This window comes from Acidicapsa acidisoli (assembly GCF_025685625.1).
Lineage (GTDB): Bacteria > Acidobacteriota > Terriglobia > Terriglobales > Acidobacteriaceae > Acidicapsa > Acidicapsa acidisoli.
In genome coordinates, this window is the sequence record NZ_JAGSYI010000003.1 from 56,162 (window position 1) to 70,092 (window position 13,931).

Here is a 13,931-nt window from a genome sequence, read left to right on the forward strand (position 1 = left end):
TTTTGATGGCGTGGCTTATCCCGACGGAAGATACTCACCCTCGAACCCGAGCGCTCAGTGCCGGCGAATCGCGCATTTGCTAATCTCGCATTCCGACGGGCGTTGTGCACTCAAGCTGCTTGTGACTTCAGATGCTCAGCGTCGAACGATTCTCCTTTCTTCCAAATCTTCAGGGCAATGGCAGCGATCTTGCGGGCCAAGGTCAACCCTGCCATCTCCGGCCGCATTCCCTTCTTGAGCAGTCCGAGGTAAAACTTGCGAAAGTCTCCCTGGCCAACGCTGGCCGCATTGGCTGCGCCCTTGAACACATTCTTCAATTCGTGGTTGTAATTCCAGTTCAGCCCGCGAATCAGTGCCGGTCTTTTCTTGCGCTCCAATTGTCCGTCGATCACGCGGTACTCGGCGCTGTCGCGGGTCTCCTCAGCGCTCGGTAGTATCTCTTCTGTGTAGAGCGAAGTCATGGGCCGATCTGAATATTATCCTTCAGAATTCGACTTAACTCCGGTTTAACGCTCAGAAATTCAATGCCTGGCTCAGTATTTCCATAGTGAGGTTAACGCCATGGAGTATCCCGGAATGAATAGTCAAGCAGCCACAACCCAACCACCGACGCCGTCTACAGGCATCCAGAACCTTCCCTCCCAGGTGAAGGCGCAAGCCGTTGAAGCGGCCCATCCCGCTTCTTCGTTGATGGATAAAGCAACACAGCACAGAACCCAATCGCACGAAAGCGGATCGAATCAGGCCGATGGCAAGGAAGCCCTTCGCCATAACCAGAGCAGCATCAATATATCCCAGAAAGCCCTCAGCCCAACCGACAGCCATAAGGGCAATACCAACACTCAGAACCGCAGCCGCGGAATGGAGAGGTGAGCCATGCGAACAGCCGAACGTCTATTGCAAAGTTTTCGCTCTGAAAACGATGCAGCAAATCACAGCCCGCAGGTGCAGAAGCTTCTCACCGAATGGGAGCAGGATCGTGTTATGGCGCGCGAGCGCAACGAGACTGGTAAAGAGCCTGAAAATCGTCCGCTCGAATTGAGAAATACGACCTCACGGAGCGCCAAGAGAAAACAACCTAAGAAGGAACAGTCGAAGGGTGTCGACATACCGTTCTGAAAAGCGCGTAAGCGTCCTAAGCTCTGCTTAGGGGACTCGTCTATACGCTTTTCTGAACCATCCATCAGGTTGATTTTTACTATTGCCGCTCTATCGTATCGGTTGTATTGCAGAGGCAATTCACTCGGTGAGGCCGATGGTTTTCATGAATCACATCAAGGGAGCTAAGGCAGCGAAGGATTACTATTCGCAGCATGTCGCGCCCGGCGATTACTACACGCACGACTCTGTAGAGATGCCGGGCGAATGGGGTGGCAAGGGAGCGAAAAGGCTTAGCCTGTCCGGTGAAGTTAAGAAGGAAGATTTTTTCGCCCTGTGCAAGAACCGCAATCCCCACACGGGGGAGCAAATAACGCCCCGCATGAAGGACGACAGGCGCGTTCTCACGGATATCACTTTCAATGCGCCGAAAGCGGTTTCTGGGGCGTATGAACTCGGTGGGGATGAACGCGTATATACCGTCCATCTAAATGCAGTCCGGGCAACAATGACGGAGATGGAAGAGGATGCAAAGGCCAGAGTCAGAAAAGGGGGCGCTGACCATGATGAGCTGACGGGCGAAATGGTCTACGCGCTTAACAGCCATCGAACGGCGAGGCAGGTTAATGGGAGGATCGATTTCCACCTGCATACTCACGCGACCGTACAGAATATGACCTTCAGTCAGTCGGAGCAGGACTGGCGGGCGATTCAGCTTGGGGATATCGTTAGAGACAAGGGCTACTACCAAGCAGCGTATCTTTCCCGACTAGCAAATGGAATGAAGGAACTAGGATACGGGGTTGAGAAAGACGGCAATAGCTTTACCCTGGCCGGTATCTCCCGTCAAACTATCGAGAAATTCTCGCAACGTACTGCCGTTATCGAAGCCGAAGCCGAAAGGCGAGGCATTACGAGTGCGGAAGAAAAAGGCAAACTCGGCCGCAAAACACGAGAGAAGAAATCTGCGCAACCAGCTAGCATGTCGGAACTGCGCAAGGAATGGACAGCGCGCGCCACACCAGAAGAACTGCTTGCATTGCAAACAGCACGCCATGGATGGAGCAAAGGCGACGCAGCGATAACGCCCGAGCGGGCCAAAGAATACGCGCTGGAGCACTCGTTTCAGAAAGCATCGACTGTCTCAGAAAAACGCCTGAAACAGGAAGCGCTTGCCTATGGCGTTGGCTCCGTGTTGCCACAAAATGTTGCCGATATAACACAACATCCGGAAGTCATTGCCCAAAAGCGCGACGGCCAGGTGATGACGACAACGAAGGCCGTGCTACGTGATGAAATGGCGATGCTGCAATTCGCAATAGATGGACAGAGGAAATTCAGTGCCTTAGTCGGTACGGAGCGATTAAGCAAAGCGGACTTGTCTTATTTTTCGAATAAGCAGAGCAAGCAAGAGCCGTTCACCGGATCAAGAGGCGATTTAAAGGGCAACTCTACGGAAAGTCCGCAAAAATCGCTTTCAAACCCATCCCTCGATCCTCTTGGCGGGCTTTCCGATGAACAGAAAAAGACTGCCCTGCATGTGCTCAATAGCCGGGATACGGTCACAGGAATACGCGGCGGTCCCGGCACAGGCAAAACGCACATGCTGCAGACGGTGAACGGCGTGATTTCCGCGATTGAAAGTCGATCAGGTGATTACAACACGGTATACGCATTCGCCCAATCAACCACGGCCTCACGCGGTGAATTGCGGAAGGTCGGCTTTAAGGATGCCGAAACGCTCGCCACACTCTTTAAAAACGAGGAAATGCAAGCCCGCCTTCACAAACAATGGATTTTGCTCGATGAGGCCGGCCAGGCTTCTACGAAAGAGATGAAACAGCTGTTCCAAATCGCAAAGGAACAGAAGGCGCGGGTGCTGCTTGTAGGAGATTATTTTCAGCATTCAAGTGTGGAAGCAGGCGATGCTTTCCGGCTCATCGAAAGGGAGGGCGGCATAAAGTACGCCGTTATGAAGGATATTCGACGCCAGACGACTCCGGAATACAAGAGAGCCGTAGAGCATATCAACACCGGCACGGCAAAAGGCGCACAGAAGGGATTTGATGCATTAGACAAGCTTGGCTGGGTCGAAGAAGTTTCCGGGCCAGAAAGACATCAGAGGCTCGTTTCCGACTACCTGAAAGCCGTCGATGATGGGAAGACTGCCCTGATTGTGGCTCCAACGCATCGGGAGGGGAAAAAGCTGACGGAAGAATTGCGCGAAAGGCTTAGAGAGCGCGGCGCTATCACCGATGAGCGTGCTACAAAAGTCCGCGATAAGACCGGCTGGTCCGATGCCCAAAAGGGCGATGCCCGTAATTACGAGCCGCGCATGATTCTTGAGTTTCATCAAAATGCCAAAGGTTTTACTCGGGGAGACCAGGGTGTTGTCGCCGAGGACAAAGATAGGGCGTTCCTGCAGATGACAAATGGTTCCCGCGTCCCACTCCCAGTAAAGGAAGCAAATCGTTTTGAAGTCTATCGTGTGCGCGAGGAAGCGGTGGGCATCGGCGACCGGATACGAATCACAAAGAACGGCAAACTGAAGGTAGCAGGACAGGCAAAGGGAACGAGCGTCAATAATGGCGACCTGTATACAGTTGAGGGATATACGAAGCAGGGTGATTATCGTCTTTCCGGGGGCAAGCTTATGCCCAGAGATTTCGGCCATGTGGAGCTTGCCTATTACGACACCAGCTACAAATCCCAGAGCAAAACCGTGGACAGAATCTTCGTGGCGGAGGGGAAGGAGTCGTTAGGCGCGGCGAATCAGCAGCAATGGCTGGTGAGTACCACCCGTGGCCGGGAACAAGCAAAGATATACGTCGATTCCAAAGAGGACGTGCGCAACGCCATTGCGCGCACTGGACAGCGCCTGTCCGCAGTGGAGCTGACACGCACGAAATTAAGGCCAACCTGGCGCGAACGCTTCTCACAGACGTTCGAGCGCAACCGTGTGAGCCGTTTCATACGGCAGCGTGCCGACGTAATCGCCGACTACTGGCGCTCGAAGCGGGAGGGCGTAACGTATGCCTGATACGCAGAGCAAGTTCCTGAAGAACATCATTAAGCAGAACGAGACGATAGAAGAAAAGACCTACACCAGCGAGCGCCAGCATACCGCACAGGCCTTTACCCTGCATGTGGATTACCGCGACGGCAGGCAATCGGAAGGCTTCGCCTGGGCTCACTATGCGGGTTACCGATGGTCCGACAACAGCGACTCCGAAAGGCTACTGCTTATCTTCGGACCGCGCGCGGTGGAGATTGAAGGGCATAACCTGGGCGTGCTGGTGGCCGAGATCCGCGACGGCCAACTCAACAGCATCAGGGAGCTTCCATCAGGCCAGCAAATGCTCCTGCGGCAGTCCAATCCCGACAACCAGCCCATCATTGCCGCCGTGCGCTCGTACCCGGATATGGAATCGATTCTCAAGGAGATAAAGGGGGAAGATGACAATGATCAAAGCAGACATGTTCGACGGCTTCAACGATGACGACTTGCGAGAGGTCAAGACGCTGGCGGATAAGCTTCTGAAAAACCGTGACGATAATCGCAAAGACAAGGCTCTCGAACAGGCGCGTGCTACCCTCGCCGCCGTAGGCTTAACCTTGAAAGACCTTGGTAAAGCCAAAACGAAGGCCGCCAAGGGGCCTCAATATAAGGGCGGGCATGTGTACCAGCACCCGACCAACAAAACGCTTGTATGGAAGGCTAAGGGGCAAAAGCCCGGATGGCTGCGCGAGCTGGAGTCAGAGGACAAGAAGGCGGTGGAAATTGGACTATGAAGAGACGAGTGCGGAATACCTCTCAAGAATAAAGACGGGTTTGAAGGATGATGTGGCGTACGAGGTCTTCGTGGAGTCTATCGACCTTATCCGTAGCCTGGTCGATCAGGCCAAGGCGCACGGTTGCAGGTATTACTACGGGCGCGAAAAGCCAAAGACATTTGAGCTGCAGATGATTTTCGCAGGCGACAATGGTGAGGAATTTCGTGTTCGGGTGAGATTTGGGGCGAAGTATCAGGAGAGAGCTAAGCATCCCATTGGCTATGAGACACGGTTTGTATTTTCTACGGCAATCCTGAATCTTGTGCTCAACACCCCCGGCATAGAACCGATGAGGTACACCCCTCGCGGGAAGCTGATTTGACGGAAGAGTCTGAGTTTCTACGTCCAAGTGACGCGTTTCGGATCATAGTTGATAAACACCCAAGTGCTACATGTAGAAACTTATGCGCTATCATTTGCCCAGCGGGAGGCAAGGTATGCATTCTCTTCGCGCACGTCTCTCAACAAATCCAATTGCTTTTCAGCGTGGCTTGAAAGTCGCCAGTCTTTCATTGCTCTTTTGCGTTGCTTCCACAGCAAACAGCCAAGCGCCCGCAGATGGCACAGCAAAGACTCCGACCGCGTTCGCAGTGGTAGCGCCTACGCTATCTTGGACCACAGGCACGCAAACACAAACGATTGCCGGCGGAAGCGCAATCCTTTCAGGTGTACATTCCAACTCGTATTGCGATGCTCATATGCGTCAGATCGGGATCGCAGCGAACGCATCCGACACTGCTACCACGAAGCTAGGCGCATCGACCGTCAACCTGGACAATAACGAATTAAAGGGTGACGCTACGATGGGCGTGTTCGGTCGCGCCGACACGAAGGACAAGACCGAGATAACAAATATCTATTTAGGGCTGGATGCTGATTTTTTCGGAAACAATTCTCTCGGACTTGGACTCCAGCAAACCTACGCAATAGAAGGGCAGTTCTACCTGAGAGGTTGTAGTGACAATAAAGATCCGCATGAAACGCCGCACCCCGTCTTTGCATCGTTTGGAATTGGGGCTGGCTATATGAACCAGAGGCTCTATTCGACTGCCAACAAGGTCGAGTTTGCCGTCTTGCCCGTCTCTGGGCAGTTTTCATATTTGCTTGGTGAAGCACCCGGAAAACCCCCGAAGCTGATTTTCTATGCTCTGGCAGGGTTCGTGCCGACGCTGAACGACATGCACGGGTACCAGATCAGCGGTATCGCAGGGCTATCGATTCCAACCCGGTATCCGTGGCTGACGTTCTCACTCAGCGACAGCGATCTTTACATGAACAACGCCCCAACAAAGTTCAAACGGAACTACCAGAACGGCACGGTTTCAGCAGTTCTAACTTTCCCTGCGAATCCACCGAAGACGCCGAATCCGACAGTGAAGCCCAACGATAAGGGAGCTTGCTATGGCGGTGACAAGCTTGCGAGACTCTATTGTTTTGATCGGGTCACGGTTGATGATTGCCAGGCTCCGAACATCTTCCGCCGGGCGCAGCGATGCTCCTCGTCCGGCATTGTTCCGGCGGTTGAGTAGCCGTTCGGATCACAGCGCATTTCTTACGTTGGCTGCTAAAATCAGCGCGTGAAATATTACATCTACATCTCGGACGCCAAGGTGGACATGCTGTTCCCGCAGGTTCCCCACGACATCAAGAAGAAGGTCGCGCTCGAATTCAAAATGGACCTGAAGCTGCTTTCGGCGTCCAGAAAGACCGAAACCGAGAGCGAGGACAATCGGATAGCGCGGCTTGAAACGGTTGTGGACTTCATTCGGGAATATGGCGACATCGGCACGGCTGATCGGCCGGGCGAATACATTGAGGACACGCTTTCAATGCGCTGGGGCTATTACGGTTTTCAACGCGATGATAATCCGGTCGTATATTTCGGCGGCGAAACTGAACGCACTATTCTCGGATTAGGCGGATCAACAAAACATCTCATAGGCAATGCCGGAACATCTTCTGCTCATTCGCATTCAGCCACGCCATTTTTGTTGGATTTTCTTTCTAAGGAGCTCGGCCTACATAGCGAGAACCCAGACTTAGAATGGGCTCGCCAGCACGGCCAAGATTTCAGTCCCATAACTGCGGTCGAACTGGCTACGACCCAGATGAGAGGACCAGAACAAAGAATCGACTTTGTTGCGAAGAGGCTAGCCTATGGGCCAGTGGAGAGATTCAACGACAACCCCTTACTAAAGGATAAACACGTCCTCCTGGCAACGCCTCTCTATGTCGCAATGGCCGATTGAGCCAACTCCCTTGCCACATCCCTCAGTGCTCGCTTCAAATACGGCGGCGGTCTGCACACCCCCGCCTCCCACCGCTGTATCGTTGTTTCGTCAACCTCAGGCTTTTGTCCCGAGGTGAGCGTTTCTCCTACCTTGTTCACGGCTTTGTGAGTGTCGAGTGGCAATTCGCTTGAGCGCTTCTTTGAGGAGCCGCTTATCACGGTGATAATGTGTTCTCGCCCTACCAATTAGTGGCGACCCCATCGATAAGATCGCCATCGCAAGAATATGGCTAGGGTATTTCGCTTTGTTGGATCTGTGCCACTCTGAATGGTGTTTCGCACATAACCAGCGGACTGTGCTCGGTTTCGCATAATCATCATGGTGCGCTTGTGCCTGAGGATTCCCGCAACGCTGACAAGCCGCCCGTCGAATTTGCCCCGACTTGACAGCAACCAGTACTTGGCGATTTGCCGAACCCCGGATTCTGCAGCGGGCCTGATGCAATGAGAGCATGTGCCTTTCAAGAAGGGTTCTAATTTCAGTGAATGTGGATGCCGGAATCATTGCGAATCGGGAAACGGAGGTTTGTTCAACTCAGCAGCCAGATCCCCAAGGGCCCGCTTCAAATAGGGGCGAGGCGCATAGATACCCTGTTCGATTTCCTCTATGTCTCGCACCGTGGATGGCAGCAATTCCGCCAGTTGGCGCTGGCTGAGTCCAAAGCGCGCCCGGAATCCCTGGAGGTATTGGGGCCAATGCTGGATGCGGCCTCGGTTTGGATGGTTGGTCATGCATACCTTCGCATGTCGCTACCAAGAACGTCAGAAGCCGTAAGAATGGCTTCTTCCGTGGAAGCTGCAAAATGTACGCCGCAATCGCATGAGTGTGAGGCCCCTGAATGCCAATCTTCGCGCCCGTATTTGTCAGCATAGATATTGAGAGCTTTTCCGCACCACGCGCAAAACCGAGGAATGAAGCTGTAAACGGCCTTCATGCTGCACCTCCTTTCGCTCTCGCGATCAAAGAGTCGTACTGTTTTACCCTATCCGCAAGGGCTGCGACATCATTAGAGTTTTTGCGCACCTCTCCAGCGAGCATCTTTCTGGCGTGTTCAAGGCACCCACGCAAATGTTCTACAGCAGAAAGCAATTCATAGTGGGAATTACAGGCTGCGACAATGAAGTCGGCGTTTGCTACCGTATTTCCAAAGATAGCGTCTGCCATGATGACCACATTGCCCCCGCCATCGGGGTATGGGCCGTTTTGTACCCTATACCCTTCAGACGCTATAGCCCTCCAAGGAAGTGGTGTATGTTGTGATTTCGTCATGATTTTCTCCGCCCATGAATCCACCGAGGCGCGCGGGAAGCTGGATGCTTCGTAATGAGGCTATATACCGGTCCAAATTCCTTCGGTTACGCAGTTTTCGATATATTTCCGCTGCTCATCTGCCCACCGGTCCACCATTGCTAGGAGTTCGTCCGCGGCCGATACCATCACCTGATCTATATCCCCGAACCTGTACCCGATCGCCATTGCAGGTTTCTGTATGGCAAGAACGATAGCCCGGATATTTCTCTCTGTCTGGGCTTTAATTTGCTTAGGAGTCATGATGCCCTCACTTCATCGATGCATTCATCGTCTTTCCAAATTTCGACGATGACGATGGCGCTGCTTGATTCGACCGTCCGTCTGTAGGCTTCGGTCATCCAGTATTTAGCAACGCGTTTTGCCTCCCTTAGAGTGTCCACACCTAGTTCGTCATCACATCCTCGATCCCGTTCAAGCTGTTCCTATGAGCTATAGCCGCGCAATTGATATTTAGGTATATCTGATTTGTGCATGATGGTTCTCTACGCGTGCCCCTGATGCCCGAGGCGCGGCTGCTTCTGATTGAAGCCTGTGAACTATATCCCGCTTAACGGGACAGTCAAGAAGAAAATGGGGTGACCGAGGCCACCCCATCGGGATTATTCCTGCTCGTAGCTGGGGCGCGGGCGTTCCCATTGCGACAAACGCTTGTTCGCAATTGCGTGATATTCGGCTGAAAGCTCCACACCTACCCATTTCCGGCCGAGACGCTGCGCGGCTTCAAGCGTCGACCCAGAGCCCGCAAACGGGTCGAGCACGATGCCACCGGGCGGACAGAACCGTCCGATTAGGGGTTCAAGTGCCTCAATGGGCTTCTGGGTAGGATGCAGCCGGTTACCGGTATATTTCCACGGCAGCACATCAGCTATGGTTCCGTCGCGCTGCCACGGATTGCCCTTAACAAGGAGGTGTGCAGTCTCATGCTCGCTGCGCAGATAACCCGTCGATGACGAATATCCTTTCGGGAACGTGATGTGGCCTACAGTGCGAAAACCTGCGTTGCGATATGCGGCAAGGAATCTGTCGGCTGCTGGCCATCCGTAGAAGGACACCGCGAAGCAATCAGGCTTAAGCACGCGGTACATCTCGACGAAAGCTGGCTTCAACCATGCGTCGTTGTCGTCATTGGGCACCGTGCGGCTGTCACGCGATTGGTATCGCACAAGGTATGGCGGGTCCGTGAGGATGAAGTCGATGCTCTCGGCGCGAAGATGCGGAAGGAACTTGGTGCAATCGGCGTTATAGATGGTGTTGTACATATACTGCTCATGAAGCTGGAATGAAAAAGGGGCGACCCTTGCGGGCCGCCCGGATTTGATTTAGTCCTTTTTCGCAGCGCGTGGCCGCTCGAAGGTGAGCGTGTAACCGTGCTCGACGCCGCTCTTGTAGAGGTTGTAGTAGCCGGACGAAAAGCTGGGGTCTTCAAAACTGACCGAAAGGTATTTGCCCTTCTTGCCCTGGCGTTCCCAAGCGGCGCCGATCTTGAGATCGCCGGAGAAGATTTCGAAGGCCGGGGCATTTTCGTTGGTGCGGTTAAGTATCCGGTGGAATTCCGCTGTGGCTCTGACTGCGAGCGTTTCAATTTTGCCTGTGAAGCCGCTGTCCGTCTTGGTGAAAAATCCGATGTTATAGGCCATAAACTTTCTCCTTCTGATTTCGGAGGTCGCACTGCGCGTCCTCGCTTACGGCGCACGTTGGGCGCGCGGAATAGCGATCAAGTCATAGGATTTTGGAGCGAAGCGGGCGCGAGGAGGCCGGAGGCCGGGGAAAATCCGTGAATTGACTTGGGAGTGACGCGCGCATAGTCGCCGTGGAGAAAGCGAGATCGCAGTGGGATTCAAATGTGCAGGGGGAGGTTGGTTGAACAGCGGATCAAACAAGCCGAAACACGGTGGGGGGTGAAATCCAAGGCTGAAAATGCTTTAGGATACGGAATTGGAGAAAAAGCGTGGAACAAGGTATGAGCGAATGGTTCGTAAACACAACGAGAACGGCGCAAAACAAGTTTAGCTTCCGGACCGCGAATCTCTATGAAGACGCAATCCGGAGTACGAGGGACTTAGTAGCTCAATACTCTAACGAAGGAATAGCCCATGCAGGCAGATACACGCAGAAGGTCGCGGATATCGTCCTCGAAAGATTTCAGGCCATCGAGGGCATTCTGAGAGAGATTTACATCGATCCATTTGCAGATCATTCCTTCAATGAAAGTGAGAGGAAAGAGCTCAGCCTCATCGTAACCGCAGCTTATGAGCGCGAGCTGGACCGAGCCATTGGGATGGCCGATAACCTCTGCTCATCGTTTGTCGGAGCAAATCCCGAGCGGTACGCCTCAGCTATAGCAGCGCTGAGGTATACGGCGACCGTATCCAGGGCAAGATTAGATGAAGCAGCCATGTCGGTAGGCCGGTTTGAGGCAGCTTTGCCATCGAAGCAATCAACCGCACCGGTTAACACGCAACCGGATGACGTCGATGCTACTGCAATGATCGATGCACTGATTGACGAAGGTCGAGTGTTCTTTCAGAAAATCACGGATCTCCTTGAGCGTGTCGGTGCGCAACGAAAACCTCAAGAGCAAGTAACGGTCGCTGAGCTTAAAGCATGGTATACGGGTATGACCGAGCTCTTTGAGCTTAGGTTCGGCGCCGAGTCTCCCGAATATAAGGTTTGGGCAGCCGGGCTGGAACAGATCCGCTTGTTCGGATTTGAGAATGTTGGACGGTTCAACCCACCGGGAGGCCATTGGGAATTACACAACCTCGGCGAAGCACTCGGGCTGCTCACCAAAATACGGCTTCTACAGTTCCGTAAACGCAAAACTGATTCAACGTCAGAGGAGCTAAGCGGACTGCATCCCAAAATAGCGAAGCGTTGCAGAGCGTTATTTTCGGCACGAGAGTACGATTCTGCCGTGCTCGCCGCGTTCACTGCTGTCGAGGAACAGGTGCGTGCGCGATCTAAGGCTCCAGCAACAGACGTGGGAGTCAACCTCATTGCGTCTGCAATGAACCCTAAATCTCCAGCGTTGAAGTTTTCTGACATTCCTGCTGAACAGGAAGGTTATATGGCCCTTTTTCGTGGATCGATAGGCGCTATTAAGAATCCGCTGAGTCACCGCACGGTGGGCCACTCTGATCCCGTCAGGGTGACTGAGCTCCTGGGTCTCGCAAGCTTTCTCATGAAGCTGATCGATGACTTGCCTTAGATCACGGCAGTTCTACCTAAAAATGTTGTAGGCGTGATATTCAAGGTTGTCGATTTGAGGATGGTACGCAGAGTTCAATGGTAGCCGGAGCGGAGATCCATGGAGCCGGTAGTATTCCTTCCCGTTATCAAACTCCTCGCGAATCCGAGGGCTCACGAGGATCTTTCGGTCGGCAGGGTCGATGGTGATGTAGCCTTCATCGAACAGCCGATGGATGTCGCTTCGCATCAGGATGCCGTTCGACACCTCATGCCGCTGCAGAACTGAGTAGGGCTTTATGTGGGCCGCATCAAGGACCGGTAGCGTCCGTTCTCCGGTGAGCGCGCACCTGCGCTCGTAGGCATCCGTGACGACGATTCGGACAGATCCCTGACCCAGTCTCGGCAGCACAATCTGCGGTTTACCGAAGCCGTGGGATTCAATCGCGGCAACGGTGGCTGTCTCGTCCTGCAGCTGTGCAGCGGGCTGAAGCTTCAACCGCTGCTCCACTTCAACCCAAAGTTCGCGGCCTGTACCGGCTTCGGCTTCGTAGCCCTTACCCTGCACCGTGTTCAGCTTAAAGTCTGCGGGCGACGGTATCCACTGCTCTTTGGGCCAGAAAAATGGCTCCGCCAGCATTATGCAGCCAATATTCGGGTTCTCAGTCGGTCCCATAGGCTCCGAGCGGTACTTGGCGATTCGTTGCCTCATCTCTGGCAGAGACCGAACGCCGTTAGATTCCCGGAAAGCATCCCACGCGAGATTGATGGGCAGTTGCAGGAACTTTGTGAAGAAACCACCGCCGACGATGAAATTATCCGGCGCATGCAGCTTGAACAGCAGAAGCTCGCCGGGGTCTAACGCTTTGAAAGTGGCAGTGGGAGAAGGGCGCCAGAAATTAACCTCGTCCACGTTGGTGCGGGAGGCGTGAAGGTGGAACCAGTCTTTGTCTGTAACCCCAACGAAGATTCGCATAGCAGTTGCTGGGAGAAGTTTACAAGAGAAGAGACTTGGCTCGGCGGCGAAACACGGCGGGGTATTATTGGTGGCATGACTCACTCAGCGCCGAAGAAAGGTGGGATCGTCGATTCTGGCCTTTTGCCACAGTCTCCTTGGAAACAACCGCGCCTCCGCACTTTCACGGCTGCATTCGTTGTTGTTCTGGTTTGCTGGATTTACGCGGTGCCCGGCTTGGTCGCGTACCGCGAGAATGTTCTGGGTACTGCGGGCGTGGCGCTGCGCTTGGCTGAGCCTGAGAAGGGTCAATGGGATGCCTATCAAAACTCCCATAAGCAGCTGGCGGATAGGATCGACTCAATCAATGCGCAGATTGTTGACAAGGCCACTCCATCGGCCGCCATACCGGGCCTCATCACTCTGAAGAATGAACTGTCAGCTGAGCTTCATGCGAAGCCGCCGCTGAGCCTCTTTGGCATGGAGGGTGACTGGTTAAACGAAATCTGGTTCATTTCGTACTTGAGTCTCGGTCTACTAATTGCACTTTGGGCGTACCCTCTTACAAATCTGCGATGGAAGAATGTCCTCGGCTGGACGGTATTGGTGTACTGTTGCGCTGGCACATTGACCTACGTCAGAAATTTTGTTCTAAACCGGCCCGGTCTGGGCAGAACTACGTATTATTGGGTGAATTGGGAGATCAGTAAGACGTCATACGTGCTGCAGGATCTTCGCCAGCTGGGAATGTACTTCCTCATTTGCACATTCTGGCAGTTGGCGGCCCGAAGGTTGGAAATCGTCGACGCAGGGATTCACTCGAACCACGACAAGCCCAAAGACTCTATAGACGCGGCTCTGGAAGCCCTCAAAGTATTTCGAGAGGCGCTATCCCTGTGGCAAGTGTCTACGCTTCTCATACTCCTGATCTTTGTTCCTAGGAACGTGATGTATTGGAATCTCATCGCGTCTCAAAAAGACGCGCGTTATCTGCCGTCAGTGCTGCTCGTAGACATACTCTGGATCGTCACCTGGTTCGCTGCGGGACGCCCGTTGCTACTCGCGACGAGAAATTGGAATGCTCGCAAGCTGGGTTTGATTGCGACCTGGGCAGGAGAAGCGGCCCCACTGAACGCGCTGCTTGCTGAAGCAAGCAACTCCAGTGACTGGCAGGTGATGATCGCCGGTCTGACCGCCGTAGGATCTGTCCTTTTCCCAATCATAAAAGCGCTGCTGTAAGCCTAGCTATCCGAAGG

Annotated in this window: 17 protein-coding genes; 10 read left to right on the top strand and 7 right to left on the bottom strand. The window is 53.6% G+C overall.

What is annotated here, in order from left to right; genetic code table 11:
* Positions 1–110: 110 nt before the first annotated feature.
* Positions 111–461, bottom strand: a complete 351-nt coding sequence (locus OHL23_RS17805) for a hypothetical protein (protein ID WP_263353299.1) — start codon at positions 459–461, stop codon at positions 111–113.
* A gap of 115 nt (positions 462–576) precedes the next feature.
* Between OHL23_RS17805 and OHL23_RS17810 the strand changes: the two genes are divergently transcribed.
* The 8 genes from OHL23_RS17810 (at position 577) to OHL23_RS17845 (ending at position 7,181) form a co-directional block, all read left to right on the top strand.
* Positions 577–873 carry a hypothetical protein gene (locus tag OHL23_RS17810; protein ID WP_263353300.1) on the top strand — a complete coding sequence of 99 codons (297 nt, stop codon included), beginning with the start codon at positions 577–579 and terminating at the stop codon, positions 871–873.
* Positions 874–876: 3 nt separating this feature from the next.
* Positions 877–1,119, top strand: a complete 243-nt coding sequence (locus OHL23_RS17815) for a hypothetical protein (protein ID WP_263353301.1) — start codon at positions 877–879, stop codon at positions 1,117–1,119.
* A gap of 145 nt (positions 1,120–1,264) precedes the next feature.
* Positions 1,265–4,138: a MobF family relaxase gene (gene mobF, locus OHL23_RS17820; protein WP_263353302.1), complete on the top strand. Its 2,874-nt coding sequence runs from the start codon at positions 1,265–1,267 to the stop codon at positions 4,136–4,138.
* On the top strand, positions 4,131–4,598 hold the full coding sequence (locus OHL23_RS17825; protein WP_263353303.1) for a hypothetical protein: 468 nt from the start codon (positions 4,131–4,133) through the stop codon (positions 4,596–4,598). The genes mobF and OHL23_RS17825 overlap by 8 nt, the downstream gene beginning before the upstream one ends.
* Entirely contained in the window at positions 4,561–4,890 is a 330-nt protein-coding gene (locus tag OHL23_RS17830; RefSeq protein ID WP_263353306.1) for an H-NS histone family protein, read from the top strand. The genes OHL23_RS17825 and OHL23_RS17830 overlap by 38 nt, the downstream gene beginning before the upstream one ends.
* Positions 4,880–5,254, top strand: a complete 375-nt coding sequence (locus tag OHL23_RS17835) for a hypothetical protein (protein ID WP_263353307.1) — start codon at positions 4,880–4,882, stop codon at positions 5,252–5,254. The genes OHL23_RS17830 and OHL23_RS17835 overlap by 11 nt, the downstream gene beginning before the upstream one ends.
* Before the next feature lie 376 nt (positions 5,255–5,630).
* The gene (locus OHL23_RS17840; RefSeq protein ID WP_263353308.1) at positions 5,631–6,461 is read left to right on the top strand and encodes a hypothetical protein; all 831 of its coding nucleotides are present in this window, start codon (positions 5,631–5,633) and stop codon (positions 6,459–6,461) included.
* A gap of 48 nt (positions 6,462–6,509) precedes the next feature.
* Complete coding sequence (locus OHL23_RS17845) at positions 6,510–7,181, top strand: DUF7019 family protein (RefSeq protein ID WP_263353309.1); 672 nt, start codon at positions 6,510–6,512, stop codon at positions 7,179–7,181.
* Positions 7,182–7,723: 542 nt separating this feature from the next.
* On the opposite strand, the gene OHL23_RS17850 is transcribed toward OHL23_RS17845, so the two are convergent.
* The 5 genes from OHL23_RS17850 to OHL23_RS17870 all read right to left on the bottom strand — a co-directional run bounded on the left by OHL23_RS17850 (position 7,724) and on the right by OHL23_RS17870 (position 10,171).
* Positions 7,724–7,954, bottom strand: a complete 231-nt coding sequence (locus tag OHL23_RS17850; RefSeq protein WP_263353310.1) for a helix-turn-helix domain-containing protein — start codon at positions 7,952–7,954, stop codon at positions 7,724–7,726.
* Positions 7,955–8,153: 199 nt separating this feature from the next.
* Entirely contained in the window at positions 8,154–8,492 is a 339-nt protein-coding gene (locus OHL23_RS17855; RefSeq protein WP_263353311.1) for a hypothetical protein, read from the bottom strand.
* Between the two features lie 60 nt (positions 8,493–8,552).
* On the bottom strand, positions 8,553–8,774 hold the full coding sequence (locus OHL23_RS17860; RefSeq protein ID WP_263353312.1) for a hypothetical protein: 222 nt from the start codon (positions 8,772–8,774) through the stop codon (positions 8,553–8,555).
* Between the two features lie 359 nt (positions 8,775–9,133).
* Positions 9,134–9,793, bottom strand: a complete 660-nt coding sequence (locus tag OHL23_RS17865) for a DNA methyltransferase (RefSeq protein WP_263353314.1) — start codon at positions 9,791–9,793, stop codon at positions 9,134–9,136.
* Between the two features lie 60 nt (positions 9,794–9,853).
* Positions 9,854–10,171 (bottom strand): DUF736 domain-containing protein, encoded by a 318-nt coding sequence (locus OHL23_RS17870; protein ID WP_263353315.1) that lies wholly within the window; start codon positions 10,169–10,171, stop codon positions 9,854–9,856.
* A 311-nt stretch (positions 10,172–10,482) separates the two neighbouring features.
* Between OHL23_RS17870 and OHL23_RS17875 the strand changes: the two genes are divergently transcribed.
* Positions 10,483–11,742: a TIGR02391 family protein gene (locus tag OHL23_RS17875; protein ID WP_263353316.1), complete on the top strand. Its 1,260-nt coding sequence runs from the start codon at positions 10,483–10,485 to the stop codon at positions 11,740–11,742.
* A 12-nt stretch (positions 11,743–11,754) separates the two neighbouring features.
* Here OHL23_RS17875 and OHL23_RS17880 read toward each other — a convergent pair whose 3' ends face one another.
* Positions 11,755–12,696 (bottom strand): HNH endonuclease, encoded by a 942-nt coding sequence (locus tag OHL23_RS17880; RefSeq protein ID WP_263353317.1) that lies wholly within the window; start codon positions 12,694–12,696, stop codon positions 11,755–11,757.
* 207 nt (positions 12,697–12,903) lie between these two features.
* Between OHL23_RS17880 and OHL23_RS17885 the strand changes: the two genes are divergently transcribed.
* Positions 12,904–13,914, top strand: coding sequence for a hypothetical protein (locus tag OHL23_RS17885; protein ID WP_263353319.1), 1,011 nt, complete (start codon positions 12,904–12,906; stop codon positions 13,912–13,914).
* Positions 13,915–13,931 lie beyond the last annotated feature (17 nt).